This is a genomic window from Pantoea sp. X-Soil-TKNS-1211 (assembly GCF_059730495.1).
On the sequence record NZ_AP035953.1, the window covers coordinates 136,714 to 151,568 of the forward strand.

10 protein-coding genes are annotated in these 14,855 nt (G+C 57.0%); all 10 read left to right on the forward strand.

Annotated features, from left to right (window positions below):
* The first annotated feature begins 44 nt into the window (after positions 1 to 44).
* Complete coding sequence (gene dppB, locus AC6I8W_RS00630; RefSeq protein ID WP_497836564.1) at positions 45 to 1,064, forward strand: dipeptide ABC transporter permease DppB; 1,020 nt, start codon at positions 45 to 47, stop codon at positions 1,062 to 1,064.
* A 9-nt stretch (positions 1,065 to 1,073) separates the two neighbouring features.
* Positions 1,074 to 1,976 carry a dipeptide ABC transporter permease DppC gene (gene dppC, locus AC6I8W_RS00635; RefSeq protein ID WP_497836565.1) on the forward strand — a complete coding sequence of 301 codons (903 nt, stop codon included), beginning with the start codon at positions 1,074 to 1,076 and terminating at the stop codon, positions 1,974 to 1,976.
* 12 nt (positions 1,977 to 1,988) lie between these two features.
* Complete coding sequence (dppD, locus tag AC6I8W_RS00640) at positions 1,989 to 2,975, forward strand: dipeptide ABC transporter ATP-binding protein (RefSeq protein ID WP_021183747.1); 987 nt, start codon at positions 1,989 to 1,991, stop codon at positions 2,973 to 2,975.
* Complete coding sequence (gene dppF / locus AC6I8W_RS00645; RefSeq protein WP_480367054.1) at positions 2,965 to 3,975, forward strand: dipeptide ABC transporter ATP-binding subunit DppF; 1,011 nt, start codon at positions 2,965 to 2,967, stop codon at positions 3,973 to 3,975. Before dppD ends, dppF begins: the two co-directional genes overlap by 11 nt.
* A gap of 472 nt (positions 3,976 to 4,447) precedes the next feature.
* Positions 4,448 to 5,140: a cellulose biosynthesis protein BcsO gene (gene bcsO / locus AC6I8W_RS00650; protein WP_497836566.1), complete on the forward strand. Its 693-nt coding sequence runs from the start codon at positions 4,448 to 4,450 to the stop codon at positions 5,138 to 5,140.
* Positions 5,131 to 5,931 carry a cellulose biosynthesis protein BcsQ gene (gene bcsQ, locus AC6I8W_RS00655; RefSeq protein ID WP_497836567.1) on the forward strand — a complete coding sequence of 267 codons (801 nt, stop codon included), beginning with the start codon at positions 5,131 to 5,133 and terminating at the stop codon, positions 5,929 to 5,931. The genes bcsO and bcsQ overlap by 10 nt, the downstream gene beginning before the upstream one ends.
* Before the next feature lie 52 nt (positions 5,932 to 5,983).
* Positions 5,984 to 8,089 (forward strand): UDP-forming cellulose synthase catalytic subunit, encoded by a 2,106-nt coding sequence (gene bcsA / locus AC6I8W_RS00660; protein ID WP_497836568.1) that lies wholly within the window; start codon positions 5,984 to 5,986, stop codon positions 8,087 to 8,089.
* Positions 8,086 to 10,587 (forward strand): cellulose biosynthesis cyclic di-GMP-binding regulatory protein BcsB, encoded by a 2,502-nt coding sequence (bcsB, locus tag AC6I8W_RS00665; protein WP_497836569.1) that lies wholly within the window; start codon positions 8,086 to 8,088, stop codon positions 10,585 to 10,587. The genes bcsA and bcsB overlap by 4 nt, the downstream gene beginning before the upstream one ends.
* An 11-nt stretch (positions 10,588 to 10,598) precedes the next feature.
* Positions 10,599 to 14,402 carry a cellulose biosynthesis protein BcsC gene (locus AC6I8W_RS00670; protein ID WP_497836570.1) on the forward strand — a complete coding sequence of 1,268 codons (3,804 nt, stop codon included), beginning with the start codon at positions 10,599 to 10,601 and terminating at the stop codon, positions 14,400 to 14,402.
* Positions 14,402 to 14,848, forward strand: coding sequence for a cellulose biosynthesis protein BcsD (gene bcsD, locus AC6I8W_RS00675; RefSeq protein ID WP_497836571.1), 447 nt, complete (start codon positions 14,402 to 14,404; stop codon positions 14,846 to 14,848). The genes AC6I8W_RS00670 and bcsD overlap by 1 nt, the downstream gene beginning before the upstream one ends.
* Positions 14,849 to 14,855: the final 7 nt, after the last annotated feature.

Here is a 14,855-nt window from a genome sequence, read left to right on the forward strand (position 1 = left end):
GTCCCCGGCGGCAACGCTGCGGGAAATGACTGAGAGTACGGCTTATGCTGCAGTTCATACTCCGACGTCTGGGCCTTGTCATCCCAACGTTTATCGGTATTACCCTGTTGACCTTTGCGTTTGTCCACCTGATCCCCGGCGATCCGGTACTGATCATGGCGGGCGAGCGTGGTATTTCTCCTGAACGCCATGCCCAGTTGATGGCGATGTTTGGTCTTGACCAACCCCTGTGGAAACAATATCTCACCTACATCAACGGCGTATTGCACGGTGATTTAGGTATCTCGCTGAAAAGCCGTATCCCGGTGTGGGATGAGTTTGTGCCGCGTTTTAAAGCCACGCTGGAGCTGGGCATCTGCGCGATGATTTTCGCCGTTGCCGTCGGCATTCCGGTCGGGGTGTTGGCTGCGGTCAAACGCGGTTCGGTGTTCGATCACACCGCAGTAGGCATTTCACTCACCGGTTATTCGATGCCGATTTTCTGGTGGGGCATCATGCTGATCATGCTGGTGTCGGTGCAGTGGAACCTGACGCCGGTCTCCGGGCGTGTCAGTGACACCATCTTCCTCGATGACAGCCATCCGCTCACCGGCTTTATGCTGATTGATACCCTGATCTGGGGCGAACCGGGCGACTTCAAAGATGCGGTGATGCATATGATCCTGCCCGCCATCGTGCTGGGGACTATCCCACTGGCGGTGATTGTGCGTATGACACGCTCCTCAATGCTGGAAGTGCTGGGCGAAGACTACATCCGTACCGCGCGTGCCAAAGGGCTGACGCGGATGCGCGTGATCGTGGTACACGCCCTGCGTAACGCCATGCTGCCGGTGGTCACGGTTATCGGTTTACAGGTCGGTACGCTGCTGGCCGGGGCCATCCTGACAGAAACCATCTTCTCCTGGCCGGGCCTGGGGCGCTGGCTGATTGAAGCGCTGCAACGCCGCGATTATCCGGTGGTGCAGGGTGGCGTGCTGCTGGTGGCGATTCTGATCATCCTGGTCAACCTGTTGGTTGATCTGTTGTACGGCGTGGTTAACCCACGTATCCGTCATAAGAAATAAGGGGGCATCATGTCTGCTGTTGATCCCGCAAGCGTAAGCGCTGCACCCAAGCCGATGACCCCGATGCAGGAATTCTGGCACTACTTCAAACGTAATAAAGGCGCGGTCATTGGTCTGGTGTACATCATCCTGATGTTGCTGATCGCCATCTTCGCTGAGTTTCTCGCACCGCACGCCCCTGCCGAACAGTTCCGCGATGCACTGCTGCATCCGCCGGTGTGGCAGGAGGGCGGCACCTGGAAGTTTATCCTCGGCACCGATGATGTGGGCCGCGATATTCTGTCGCGCCTGATGTTTGGCGCACGCCTGTCGCTGCTGGTGGGTTGCCTGGTGGTGGTGTTGTCGCTGATTCTCGGGGTGATTTTCGGTCTGATGGCCGGTTACCTCGGCGGTGTGGTTGACGCCATCATCATGCGTCTGGTCGACATTATGCTGGCGCTGCCCAGCCTGCTGCTGGCGTTGGTTCTGGTGGCGATTTTTGGTCCGTCGATAGTGAACGCCGGGCTGGCGTTAACCTTCGTGGCGTTGCCGCACTATATCCGTCTGACGCGCGCGGCGGTACTGGTCGAAGTGAATCGTGATTACGTCACCGCCTCCAGTGTGGCCGGTGCCGGTATGCTGCGTCAGATGTTCGTCAATATTCTGCCTAACTGCCTGGCACCGCTGATTGTGCAGGCATCATTAGGTTTCTCCAACGCCATCCTCGATATGGCGGCGTTGGGCTTTCTCGGTATGGGGGCGCAACCGCCGACACCGGAGTGGGGCACCATGCTCTCCGACGTGTTGCAGTACGCGCAAAGTGCCTGGTGGGTGGTGACCTTCCCTGGAGTGATCATTCTGCTCACGGTTCTGGCATTCAACCTCATGGGCGATGGTTTGCGTGATGCACTCGACCCGAAACTCAAGCAGTAAAGAGGCACCGAGATGGCGTTATTAAATGTAGAAAAACTGTCGGTGCATTTCGGCGACGAAAAAACACCGTTCCGTGCGGTTGACCGCATCAGTTATCAGGTTGAGCAGGGCCAGGTGGTCGGTATTGTCGGTGAGTCCGGCTCCGGTAAATCGGTTAGCTCGCTGGCGATTATGGGCCTGATTGATTATCCCGGTCGGGTGATGGCAGAAAAGCTGGAATTCAACCAGCGCGACCTGCAACGCATCTCCGAAAAAGAGCGCCGCCAACTGGTGGGTGCGGAAGTGGCGATGATCTTCCAGGACCCGATGACCAGCCTCAACCCGTGTTACACCGTGGGTTTTCAGATTATGGAAGCGCTGAAAGTGCATCAGGGCGGCAGCCGTAGCACCCGCCGTCAACGCGCGATTGATCTGCTGGAACAGGTAGGGATTCCCGATCCGGCATCAAGGCTGGATGTGTATCCGCATCAGTTGTCGGGCGGTATGAGCCAGCGCGTGATGATCGCTATGGCGATCGCCTGTAAACCCAAACTGCTGATCGCCGATGAGCCGACAACGGCGCTCGACGTGACCATCCAGGCGCAGATCATTGAGCTGCTGCTGGAGCTGCAAAAGCAAGAGAACATGGCGCTGATCCTCATCACCCATGACCTGGCGCTGGTGGCGGAAGCAGCGCAACACATCATCGTGATGTATGCCGGACAAGTGGTGGAAAGTGGCAAAGCGGCGGATATCTTCAAAGCCCCGCGTCATCCGTATACCCAGGCGCTGCTGCGTGCGCTGCCGGAATTCGCGGCGGATAAAGCACGTCTGGCTTCGCTGCCTGGCGTGGTGCCGGGCAAATACGATCGCCCAACCGGCTGCCTGTTGAATCCGCGCTGCCCCTACGTGACCGACCGTTGCCGTAGCGAAGAGCCTGAACTGCGCGACATTCCGGGCCGTCAGTCCAAATGTCACTTCCCACTGGATGATGCCGGGAGACCGACTTATGAGTCATGAAAAAACACAGCAGGATTACCTGTTGCAGGCGATTGACCTGAAAAAACACTACCCGGTGAAGAAAGGGTTGTTTGGTCAGGAGCGTCTGGTCAAAGCTCTGGATGGCGTGTCATTTAATCTGGAGCGTGGCAAAACGCTGGCGGTGGTCGGGGAGTCGGGCTGTGGTAAATCCACCCTTGGCCGCCTGCTGACCATGATTGAAACTCCGACCGAGGGTGAGCTGTACTGGCACGGGCAGGATTTGCTGAAGCATGATCCGCAGGCGCAGAAGCTGCGTCGGCAGAAAATCCAGATTGTGTTCCAGAACCCCTATGGTTCGCTGAATCCGCGTAAAAAAATTAGCCAGATTCTGGAAGAGCCGCTGGTGATCAACACCACGCTGACCAAAGCGGAACGTCGGGAAAAAACGCTGGAGATGATGGCGAAAGTTGGCCTGAAAACCGAACATTACGATCGCTATCCGCATATGTTTTCTGGCGGTCAACGTCAGCGTATCGCCATTGCCCGTGGCTTGATGTTGGACCCGGATGTGCTGATCGCCGATGAACCGGTATCGGCGCTCGACGTGTCGGTGCGTGCACAGGTACTGAACCTGATGATGGACCTGCAACAGGATCTCGGCCTCTCCTACGTATTCATCTCCCATGATCTGTCGGTGGTGGAGCATATCGCCGATGAAGTGATGGTGATGTACCTTGGCCGCTGTGTGGAGAAGGGCAGTAAAGAGGCAATATTCAGCAATCCGCGGCATCCGTATACACAGGCGCTGTTGTCGGCCACGCCACGCCTCAACCCGGATGAACGTCGTGAGCGTATCAAGCTGACCGGCGAGCTGCCCAGCCCGCTGAACCCGCCGCCGGGCTGTGCTTTCAATGCGCGTTGTCGTCGCCGCTTCGGTACTTGCGTGCAGTTGCAGCCGAAGCTGAAAGCCTATGGTGAGCAGCAGATTGCCTGCTTTGCCGTGGACCAGGATGAGAACCAGCCGATTACTGGCGCATAAGTCATCTTGCAGAGAAAAAGGCCCCTGTCGGGGCCTTTTTCATTTGTTCGTCTATACTTCAAAAAAATTAACGACTGGCTCATCGATTATGAACCCACAGCAAAATTCATTACCCGATTGCATCTGTCATTCGCTGGTATTAAAAATTGTTTCGGCTGTTAAGACAAATTCCGAATTTTGTCAAATTTGTGTGAGATTAATCACACAGGTGAAAAATCCGTAACTTGCAGAGGGTTGGAGATTTTTCAGTGAGTTATGAAAAGATTATCACCGTGATTATTTCAGTTAACCGATATTAATTAATTTCGGGCCATAAACAGCAGGAGAGTTATTTTGCACCCTTTTTTTCAATCACAAAGATAAAACTCTTTTATTGAATGCGGCGTTTTAATAATCAGATTTCTCTCACTGTGTTTTAATGTATGTGATATATTCGCGAAAATTTCCCCCCTCCTTTCACAGGCCCCTGGTCATGAAGAACTACGACGATTTGCAGCGTTTTAAGGAAAAAACGCAGACGCTGGATATCGCTTTCAAGGATATGTCTGGGCAAACGCAGGAAGCCGACCAAAGTCAGTGGGCGATTATCCGTCAGCTGGCGGCGGATGATGAGCAGGAAACCTTAGGTAGCGGCCAGCGTATTGACCTGCCGCAACCCCAGCCGATTCGCGGCAACGAATTCGATGCACCGCCACAGCAACAACAGATCACACCGATCGCCAGCAGCGTACGTGGCTCGATTCTGGATAGCCTGGCGGCAACGCCAGTCGCGGCGGCGGCCCCGGCTGCGGTGTCCTCACTGTTTCCACCGGCTCCGGTCAAACCCACACCGTCAGTGACGCCTGTGGCACCGAAAGCAACGCATGTTGAACGGCAGGTGACGACGTCGCTGTTTCCACCGCCGTCACCGAAACCGGTTGAAGCGCCTGTGGCTCCTGTCGTGACGCCAGAGCCGGTGGTGACGCCAACACCGGTTGCGGTTATGCCTGCACCGATTGTTGTGGCACCGACCCCCACCTTTGCTCCACCTGTCGCACCGGTTCAACCCGCAGCGGCCCCGTCACGCTTTGGCGCATTATTCCGTTCACGGCCAGCTGAGCCTGCGAACCTGTCGAAAGAGACATTACTGAAACCGTTACTGGAGAAGATTGCGCTATGCCGTTAGTTTGTGTGTGCTCGCCTAAAGGGGGAGTAGGGAAGACCACAATGGCAGCCAACCTGGCCTGGAGTCTGGCCCGCGCAGGCAGCAAAGTTTTGGCAATTGATTTTGACGTACAAAACGCGCTTCGCCTGCATTTTGGTGTTCCGCTGCATGATGGCCGCGGTTTTGTGGCACGTTCGGAGGAACAGGCCGACTGGAGTCAGTCGATTCTCACCACTGGCGGCAATATTTTTGTTATGCCGTACGGTGATGTCACCGAGCAACAGCGCGAACGTTTTGAAGATAACCTGAGTAAAGATCCGCATTTCCTGAAGCGCGGCCTGGATACGGTACTGAATTATCCCGGCCTGGTGATTATCGCGGATTTTCCGCCAGGACCGGGTCCGGCATTAAAGGCAATGACGGCGCTTGCCGATATGCATTTAGTGGTGATGCTGGCAGATACCGCTTCTGTTTCTTTGCTGCCGCAAATTGAAAACGACCGCATGATTGGTCAGCCACTGAATAATAAACATGGACACTATTTTGTGCTCAACCAGAGCGATAACCGCCGCAATATAAGCCGTGATGTCAGTGCTTTTATGCAGCAACGTCTGGGTGACAATTTACTGGGCGTGGTACACCGTGATGAAAGCGTCGCGGAAGCCAATGCGTCACAGCAATCTGTTTTTGATTTCAGCCCTGCATCTGCGGCAGCGTTTGATATTGAGCTGATTGCCAAGCGTGTCTCCAATATTCTGAATATTACCGTGGGCAACGGTGAAGTTCAGGCGCCCATCCGTAGTCATTATTAATAGTCTGGCATTGCCAGACCTAATAATAACAACACAGCTCCGCAGGTGAATCATGAGTAAACTCGCGTTTTACCTGCTGCTGCTGGTGCTTGCACCGGTCGCAGCGGTAATCATCATTACGCCAATGGATAGCCAGAAACAATATATCTTTGGCTTAATCAGCATCGGTATGCTGTTTTTAATGGGCTTGAGTAAAAGCCGTAAAATAACGGTGGTGATGGTCATCCTCTCCGCCCTGATGTCTACCCGTTATATCTGGTGGCGCACTACGGAGACGTTGCAGTTTAATTCAGAAATTGAAGCCATTCTCGGGATTGGCTTATATCTGGCTGAACTATACGTCTGGCTGATCTTAATTCTTGGCTTTCTGCAAACCACGTGGCCATTAAAACGCACCATTGAACCGCTGCCGGACGACACCAGTTTGTGGCCGACGGTGGATGTGTATGTGCCTTCCTATAATGAAAGCCTGGATGTGGTACGTGATACCGTGCTGGCGGCGCAGTGTATTGATTATCCGCGCGACAAGCTGAAAATCTATTTGCTGGATGACGGCAAGCGCAGTGAATTTGCCATGTTTGCCGCCGACGTCGGCGTCGGGTATATCACCCGTGATGACAACCGCCATGCGAAAGCCGGTAACCTCAACCATGCAATGAAAATCACCAAAGGTGAGCTGATTTGCGTGTTCGATTGTGACCACGTTGCCACCCGTACTTTCCTGCAAGCGACGGTTGGCCCGTTCCTGAAAGATCCTAAACTGGCGCTGTTGCAGACGCCGCACTACTTCTACTCGCCGGACCCGTTCGAACGTAACCTGCGCGCCGCTCGCAGCATCCCGAACGAAGGCTCACTGTTCTACGGCCCGGTGCAGCAAGGCAACGATAACTGGAATGCCACCTTCTTCTGCGGCTCCTGTGCAGTGATTCGTCGTAGCGCGCTGGAGGAGATTGGCGGGTTTGCGGTTGAAACCGTCACCGAAGATGCTCACACCGCGCTGAAAATGCAGCGTCTGGGTTGGGGATCGGCCTTCCTGTCGATTCCGCTGGCGGCCGGTCTGGCGACCGAACGTCTGGGCCTGCACGTCATTCAGCGTACCCGTTGGGCGCGTGGTATGACGCAGATTTTCCGTGTTGATAATCCGCTGTTTGGCCGTGGCCTGAAGTGGCAGCAACGTTTGTGTTACCTCAACGCGATGTTGCACTTCCAGTTTGGTCTACCGCGTGTAGCATTCCTGACGGCACCGTTGGCGTACCTGTTGTTTAACCTCAACATCATTCACTCGTCGGCGTCGCTGATCTTTGCCTACGTGCTGCCGCATCTGGTGATGTCGTTGTACGTCAACTCACGCATGAATGGCCGGTTCCGTTACACCTTCTGGGGTGAAATTTACGAAACGGTGATGTGTTTCCACCTGGTTATTCCGACCATTTTGACTATGTTCTCGCCGAAACACGGTAAGTTCAACGTAACCGACAAGGGTGGGGTGCTGGATCAGGGCTTCTTCGATTTCCACATCGTGCGCCCGCATGTGATTGTGGCAGCGCTGCTGACGATAGGCATCGTGGCAGGTGTGGTACGTGCCACCATGCATAACTACTTCGGCGTGGATCCTTATGTTATTGCCCTCAACGTTGGTTGGGCGGTATTCAGCCTGATTATCCTGATGGCGGCGATTGCCGTGGCACGCGAAACCAAGCAGGTGCGTAAAACCATCCGTATTGAAGTGCAGATCCCGGCGATTATTCACTACGCCAGCGGCATCTCATCGCGCACCATGACCAGTGACTTGTCGATGGGCGGTGCGCAACTCGACGCGCCGGATGGCCGCCATGAGTTCGATGAAATCGAAGAGATTGACCTGTTGCTGAAGTCGGGTGCCATCACCATTCCGGTGAGCAAAATCTCTGGCGATGATGAAACCATTCGTCTGCGTTTCGAAGCTATGCCGCTGTCGCGTCGTCGCGAACTGGTGCGCGTGGTGCTGGCGCGTGCCGATGCGTGGATTCAGCCGCAATACAAACAGGATAACCCGTTGTTGTCGATCGGCACCATTGTGCGCACCGTCTTCGAGCTGTTCTGGCTGACATGGAAAGATCGTCGTAATAAGGGCAAGCAAGAGGCTCAGACTGCCGTCAAAGAGGACAGCGCCGCATGAAGAATTTGACGCAAACGTTGCTGGCGAGTTCGCTGGCAACCGCGCTGCTGCTCGCGCCTGCCTGGGCGGAAACACCAGCGACGGTGACGCAGGACAGCTCTGCGCTGGGGCAAGTGCCGCCGCCGCAGGGACTGGATACCAATGCCGATGCACAGCTGAAAGAGGCCGCAGGCAGCGCACCTTATATGCCGCCCGAAACCACGCCTGCGGTCAGTGCACCGGCTGAAAACGCGCCTGCGGTGGAAAATGATGCGCCAGCCGCCGCCAACGAAGCACCGGCTCCTGAGATGGTTCTGCCGACACCGGCCCCTGCGCCGAGCGTCGCCACGCCGCTCAATCAGCCGGTCAGCACCGTGATTTCGGTGGCACAGATGGGCCAGAAGCAGGGCATCGTGTTAACCGGTGGTCAGCTCCAGTCAGGTATCGTGTTTACTCTGCCGGGCGATGAGGTGATCACCAATGCACGTCTTAACCTGTCGCTGCGTGTTTCTGCCGCGCTGGCGTCGCGTAATACCTCACTGCAACTGATGCTCAACGGCCAGCCGTTGGGTACGCTGCCGCTGGGTTCCACCGACAGCGATACCAGCGATTATCAGCTCGATATCCCGGCAGCGATGGTGGTTGCCAGCAACAACCTGAGCTTCAAAATCAACGATGCCGACAAGTTGCTGTGCGAGAAAGAGAGCGCGCAGCAATATCAGGTGACGATCCTGCCGAAAACCACGCTGAGCATGGAAGGTCAGCGGTTGAACATTGGCACCAGCCTGCGTAACTTCCCACGTCCGTTTCTCGATCCGCTGCGCATGACGCCCGCCAGCGTCACCATTGGTTTTACGTCAAACGTGACGCCGGATACCGTCAGCGCGGCCGCGTTGGTCGCCTCCTGGCTGGGTATTCAGTCGGACTACCGTGGCATCCGCTTCCCGGTGGTGCGTGGCGATCTGCCTGAGCACAACGGCATTCTGTTTGGTCATCCCGGTGATAAAATCGGCATCCTGACCTTCCCGGCAGCCAACGGCCCGACGTTGCAGATGGTCGATAACCCGATTAACCCGGTGTACAAACTGCTGTTGGTGAGTGGTGCCGATGATGCGCAACTGCGTCAGGCAGCTAACCGTCTGACCACCCAGCCACTGACCACCGATGCCAGCAACCTGAATGTGCAGTCGCAGCCGATTGCGCTGCGTAAGCCATATGATGCGCCGCGTTGGATCAACACCAGCCGCCCGGTGCGTCTGAGCGAGCTGCTGCGTAAGGATCAGAGCCTGACCACCACCGGTATCTGGCATGATGCGTTGAGCGTGAACTTCCGCGCCGCGCCGGATCTGTTTATGTGGGATGGCGATACCATTCCGGTCAACCTGCATTATCGTTTCCCGTCCGAGAGCTGGATCGACGAGAACAATTCGTTCCTTAACGTGATGCTGAACGGCACCTTCCTGCGCAACCTGACGGTCAATAAAGTCGGCTTACTGGAGAGTGCATGGCACCGTCTGGGCGGCGACGCGCGTCAGGAAAACTACACGCTGAAGCTCGATCCCTATCTGATTTACGGCGATAACCAGCTGGCGCTCTACTTCAACATCAAGCCGAAAGCGGATGCACCCTGCGGCGTGTTGCTGAACAACAACATCAAAAGCCGCATTGAGGATGACTCGTCGATCGACCTGAGCCATACGCGTCACTTCACCATGCTGCCGAACCTGTCGTACTTCGTGGGTGCGTCTTTCCCGTTCACGCGTCTGGCTGATTTCTCACAGACGGCGCTGCTGCTGCCGGAAAAACCGAGCGATGCCGAGATCTCCACGCTGCTGGATATGGCTGCGCGTGCCGGTAACGCCACGGGCGTGCCGTTGGCGCAAAACCAGGTGCTGTTCGGGATGCCGAATGGCGGCACCAATCTCTCACGTCTGGAGCAGAGCGATTTGCTGGCGGTCAGTACCACGCAAAACAGCGCCTTTAACCAGGCGATGCTGGCAGGGACACCGTATGAAACCAGCGGCAATACGCTGGGCGTGAAAGACCCCACCACCTGGGACAAGCTGCGCGGCTGGCTGACCGGTGACTGGTATCGTCAACAGTTGGATGCCGACCGTTACTTTTCCTCCAACGAGGCGTGGCGCGGCTTTGTCAGTTATCGCTCGCCGTGGAACCCGGATCGCCTGGTGGTGATGACGGTAGCAACCAGCGATGACCAGCTGCTGCGTCTGCACAACGATTTGAACTCGGCGCGTATCAACGCCGGTATTCGTGGCGATACCGCCATCATCACCGATGAAAACGGTATCCGCAGTTTCCGCGTTGGGGAGCAGTTCCCAAGCGGCGAAATGCCCTGGTACATGATGGTGGTGTGGTATGCCAACCAGCACTCGGTGCTGATGGCGCTGGCCGCATTACTGGTCTCGGCACTGGTGGGCAGTGGCGCCTGGGTGATGCTGAGACGTCATGCATGGCGACGTCTCAACCCGCAAGGTGATAGCAAGTCCGGCAAGAAGTAAGGATAAAAATAATGAAAAAACATCTGTTAAGCGCCGGTATTCGCCATGCCCTGATTCTGGGTGGGGCACTGACATTCTCTCAGCCGCTGTTGGCGGCTGAGAGCACAAATCCTGCGTTACAGGCGCTGTTTGATCAGGCGGCTTACTGGCATCAGAAAGCGCATGACGATTTAGCCCAGGCTTCGCTGCAAAAAGTGCTGATGGTGGAACCCAATAACACCCAGGCGCTGTACCTGCTGGCGCTGTATGCTCAGCAGAGCGGCGATAACGTCGCCGCTTCGCAATGGCGCGCACGCCTGAGCAAAGTCTCGCCCAACGACGGGCATCTGACCGAGCTGGATAACGCCCGTCAGCTGCAAAGTATCCCGCAGTCGCAGCTGTCACTGGCGCGACAGCAGGCGCGCAGCGGCAACATCGCCGCGGCGCTGCAAACCTGGCGCAACACCTTCAGCGGTAATGAGCCACCGCCGAGTGTCGCTGCCGAATATTACCTGACGATGGCCGGTGACCGCTCCATGCTGCCGCAGGCGGTTGAAGCGTTGCGTCAATTCTCTGCTGAGCATCCGCAGGATACCGGGGCCAAACTGGCGCTGGGTAAAGCGATGACTTACCAGGAATCGACGCGTCGCGAAGGTATCGACCTATTAGCAACGATGGCTGATGGCAACAAAGACGCAGATCGTTCACTGCGGCAGGCGCTGCTGTGGCTGGGGCCACAGGCTTCTGATGCGTCGCTATATCAGACCTGGCAGCAGCGCCATCCGCAGGACAACACGGTAATGGATTATTACCGTAAAAATGTCGGTGGCGCGGAGAAAGGCGCGGGCTTTACCGCCCTGAACAGTGGCGATGTCAGCAGCGCTCAAAACAACTTCCAGAAAGTATTGCAGGCCAACCCGCAGGATGCCGATGCGCTGGCGGGGATGGGCTATGTGGCGCAGCGCGCCGGACGTTATTCTGAAGCGGCTGATTACCTGACACGCGCCGCGCAGATGGGGGGCGATCAGAGCGCGGAGCGTCAGAAACAGGCCACCGATGCCCGTTTCTATGCGCAACTGGCGACGGCACAGCAGGCCCTGAAAAATGGTGACAGCGCTCAGGCGCTGGCGTTGAGCGAGCCTCTGGCTCAGGCCGAAGGCGAGAAAGGCACCTCCGCCAAACTGTTCCGTGCGGATGTGTTGCGCCGTACCAATCAACTGCCGCAGGCGGAGCAAACCTACCGTTCGATCCTGCAAAGCGACCCGGATAACCGCAACGCCAAAGAAGGGTTGTTTTACGTGCTGCGTCAGCAAAACCGCAGCGCTGAAGCCAATACTCTGCTGGCCTCATTGCCGGACAGCGTGCGTCAGAGCGTGGCACCGCGCGGCAGTAGCACCGATCCGATCCGTCAGCAGGCGAAACGTGAGCTGGCGGCAGGTAACAACGCGGCGGCAATTGCCACCCTGCAACAGGGTATCGCGCGTAACCCGAACGATGGCTGGCTGCGTCTTGATCTGGCGCGCATCTATCGTGGACAAGGCGAGAGCATGATGGCGGCGAATATCATGCAGCCGACGATGCGCACCGGTGCCAGCACCAATGAACTTTACGCCGGTGCGTTGAACGCCAGCGAAAGTGGCGCCTGGCAACAGGCCAGCCTGCTGCTGGCGCGCATTCCCAACAGCAGCAAAAGCAGCGATATGCGCGAGCTGGCGCAACGCGTGAATTTTAACCTGCAAATGAACACCGCCGATCAGTATCTGGCGCAGGGTTCTAATGCGGCGGCGGCGAATACGCTGCGCGCACTGGCGGCGAATCCGCCGTCGAACCCGGTGGATGCCGGTAACCTGGCGCAGAAACTGGCGAAAGCGGGGGATCTCACCACTGCGGTCTCCGTGGTGCGCAGCAATTTACAGCGCGGTGTGCAGGGTAACGCCGGGGATTACGCCGCGCAGGTGGCGGTGCTGAATCAGGCCGGTCTGACCACCGAGGCGCAGAGCTTCCTCAGTAGCCCGGAATTGCAGGCACGCAGCACCCCGACGCAGCTGGCGGGTATTCGCAATGGCTACGTCATCAACGAGGTGGATCGTCTGCGCGAGCAGAAACAGTACGCCGCCGCTTACGACAAGCTGGTGGGTGCGCTGCAACACGATCCGCAGAACCGCGATCTGATGTTCGCGATGGCGCGTCTGTACCAATCCGGCAAGATGAACAAAGAAGCGGGTGTGGTGTACGATTACCTGATGACCCAGGACACCCCGACTCAGGATGCGCGCGAAGGGGCGATCAACGTAGCGCTGGCAATGAACGACGTGCAGCAGGCCAATACCCTGACGCGCGGCCTGCGCAACGAGCAGACACCGGACCGCCTGTTGCTGCTGGCACGCGTGGCGGAAGCCAACGGCGAGCACAGCCAGGCGATGAGTTATCTGCGCACGGCGCGCGGCCAGCTAATTGGCTTGCAGGGCGCACAAACCGGCAGCGTACCCACCGTGGGTGGTCTGGCGCTGGCGGATAACCCGTTTATCAACCGCAGCACTTCACCGGTAGGGCGTACGCCATCCAGCTACGGCGCGGTGATGCCGTGGCAGTCCACGCCGGATGCGACCAGTAGCGCCAGTGGCGTGACGCTGGCGAGCAACACCCCGGCGGTGCAGCAGAGCCGTACGCTGAAGCAGATCGACGACATGATGGACGATTTGCAGGAGAAAACCGGCACCTGGACTCAGGGGCAGTTGCAGGTGCGTGGACGTGATGGCGAATCGGGCCTGAGTAAGCTGACCGAAGCCAAAGCGCCGCTGACTTTCTCCACCGTGCCGTTCGGCGATTCGCGCTTCGACTTCACCATGACGCCGATTTCCCTGTCGGCGGGCAGTGCGGCGGGCGATGCCTGGCGTCGTTTCGGTACTAACTCACTGATTCAGGGTGCCGTGGTCGCAGCGGGCGATGCCGAAGTCACCGATGTGCCTTCTTCTTCGACCAATTCGCAGAAAGGCAACGGGGTTGAGCTGAGCATGGCCTTGCGCGGCGACAGCTACAAAATCGATCTGGGCAGTACACCGCTCGGCCAGGATCTCAGCACTATGGTGGGGGGCATCCAGTGGTCGCCGAAGCTGACTGACTTCCTGACGCTGATCCTGACCGGTGAGCGTCGTGCGGTGACGGATAGCTTGCTGTCGTATGTCGGTGCAGAAGACAGCGCCAGCGGCAAAAAATGGGGCCAGGTGACGAAAAACGGCGGTAACGCGCTGTTGAGTTATGACGACGGTGACGCCGGTTTCTATGTTGGTGCTGGGGCGTACAGCTATATCGGCGAGAACGTGGCCAGCAACAATAGCGTGCAGGCTACAGCGGGTGCTTATGTGCGTCCGTTCCACTACGATGACCGCGAGCTGAAGGTGGGGATGAGCCTGTCGTGGATGGACTACTCAAAAAATCTCAGCTACTTCAGCTATGGTCAGGGTGGTTACTTCAGCCCGCAGAACTACGCGTCGATCTCGTTCCCGGTCGACTTCTCGCGTAAGTTTGATGACCTGAAGGTGAATATCGGTGGTGCGATCGGTTATCAAACCTATAGCCAGGATAAGAGCGCTTACTTCCCGAACGATCCGTCATTGCAGTCGCAGTTGCAGGCGATGGCCGATGCGGGTTACGTCAAGAGCGCGTACTACGATGGCGATAGCAAAAACGGTATCGGTTATAACCTGCATGCCGGAGCTGATTACAAGGTCAACAAAGATCTCACCCTCGGAGGTCAGTTAGGCTACGACACCTTCGGTGATTACAACGAGACCACAGCGAATCTGTACTTCCGTTACATGTTCGGAGACAACTAATGAGTGAGCAATTGGCAGCCCGTGTCAGCCACCCGCATCAGCCGGGTTGGTTTGATCTGGTCAGCGTGATGATTGAAGGCATGTTGGATAATGCCGGAGAGGAAGCGGAAGGTTTCCTCAACCAGGTGGGCGAATCGCTGGCAGCACGCTATCCTTTGGCGGAGGCGCGCACCGTGCAGGATTTGGAGCGCGAAATCAATTTGCAGCTGGCGCGTTTTAATTGGGGTTTTGCCCAGTTACAGCCGATGGAGAACGCCATCCTGATTGAGCACCATGCGTTACCGGCTGGCGACAGTCTGGTGAATACCGAACGTTGGCAGTTGGCCTTCAGCGCGGTGCTGGCCGGAGTGTATGCCCACTGGTTGCAGGATCAGGGCGGCAGTGTGAAGGTGCCGGTCACGCTGGAAAAGCTCGACGGCGGCACGCTGCACTACCGATATCAATAGGAAGCTG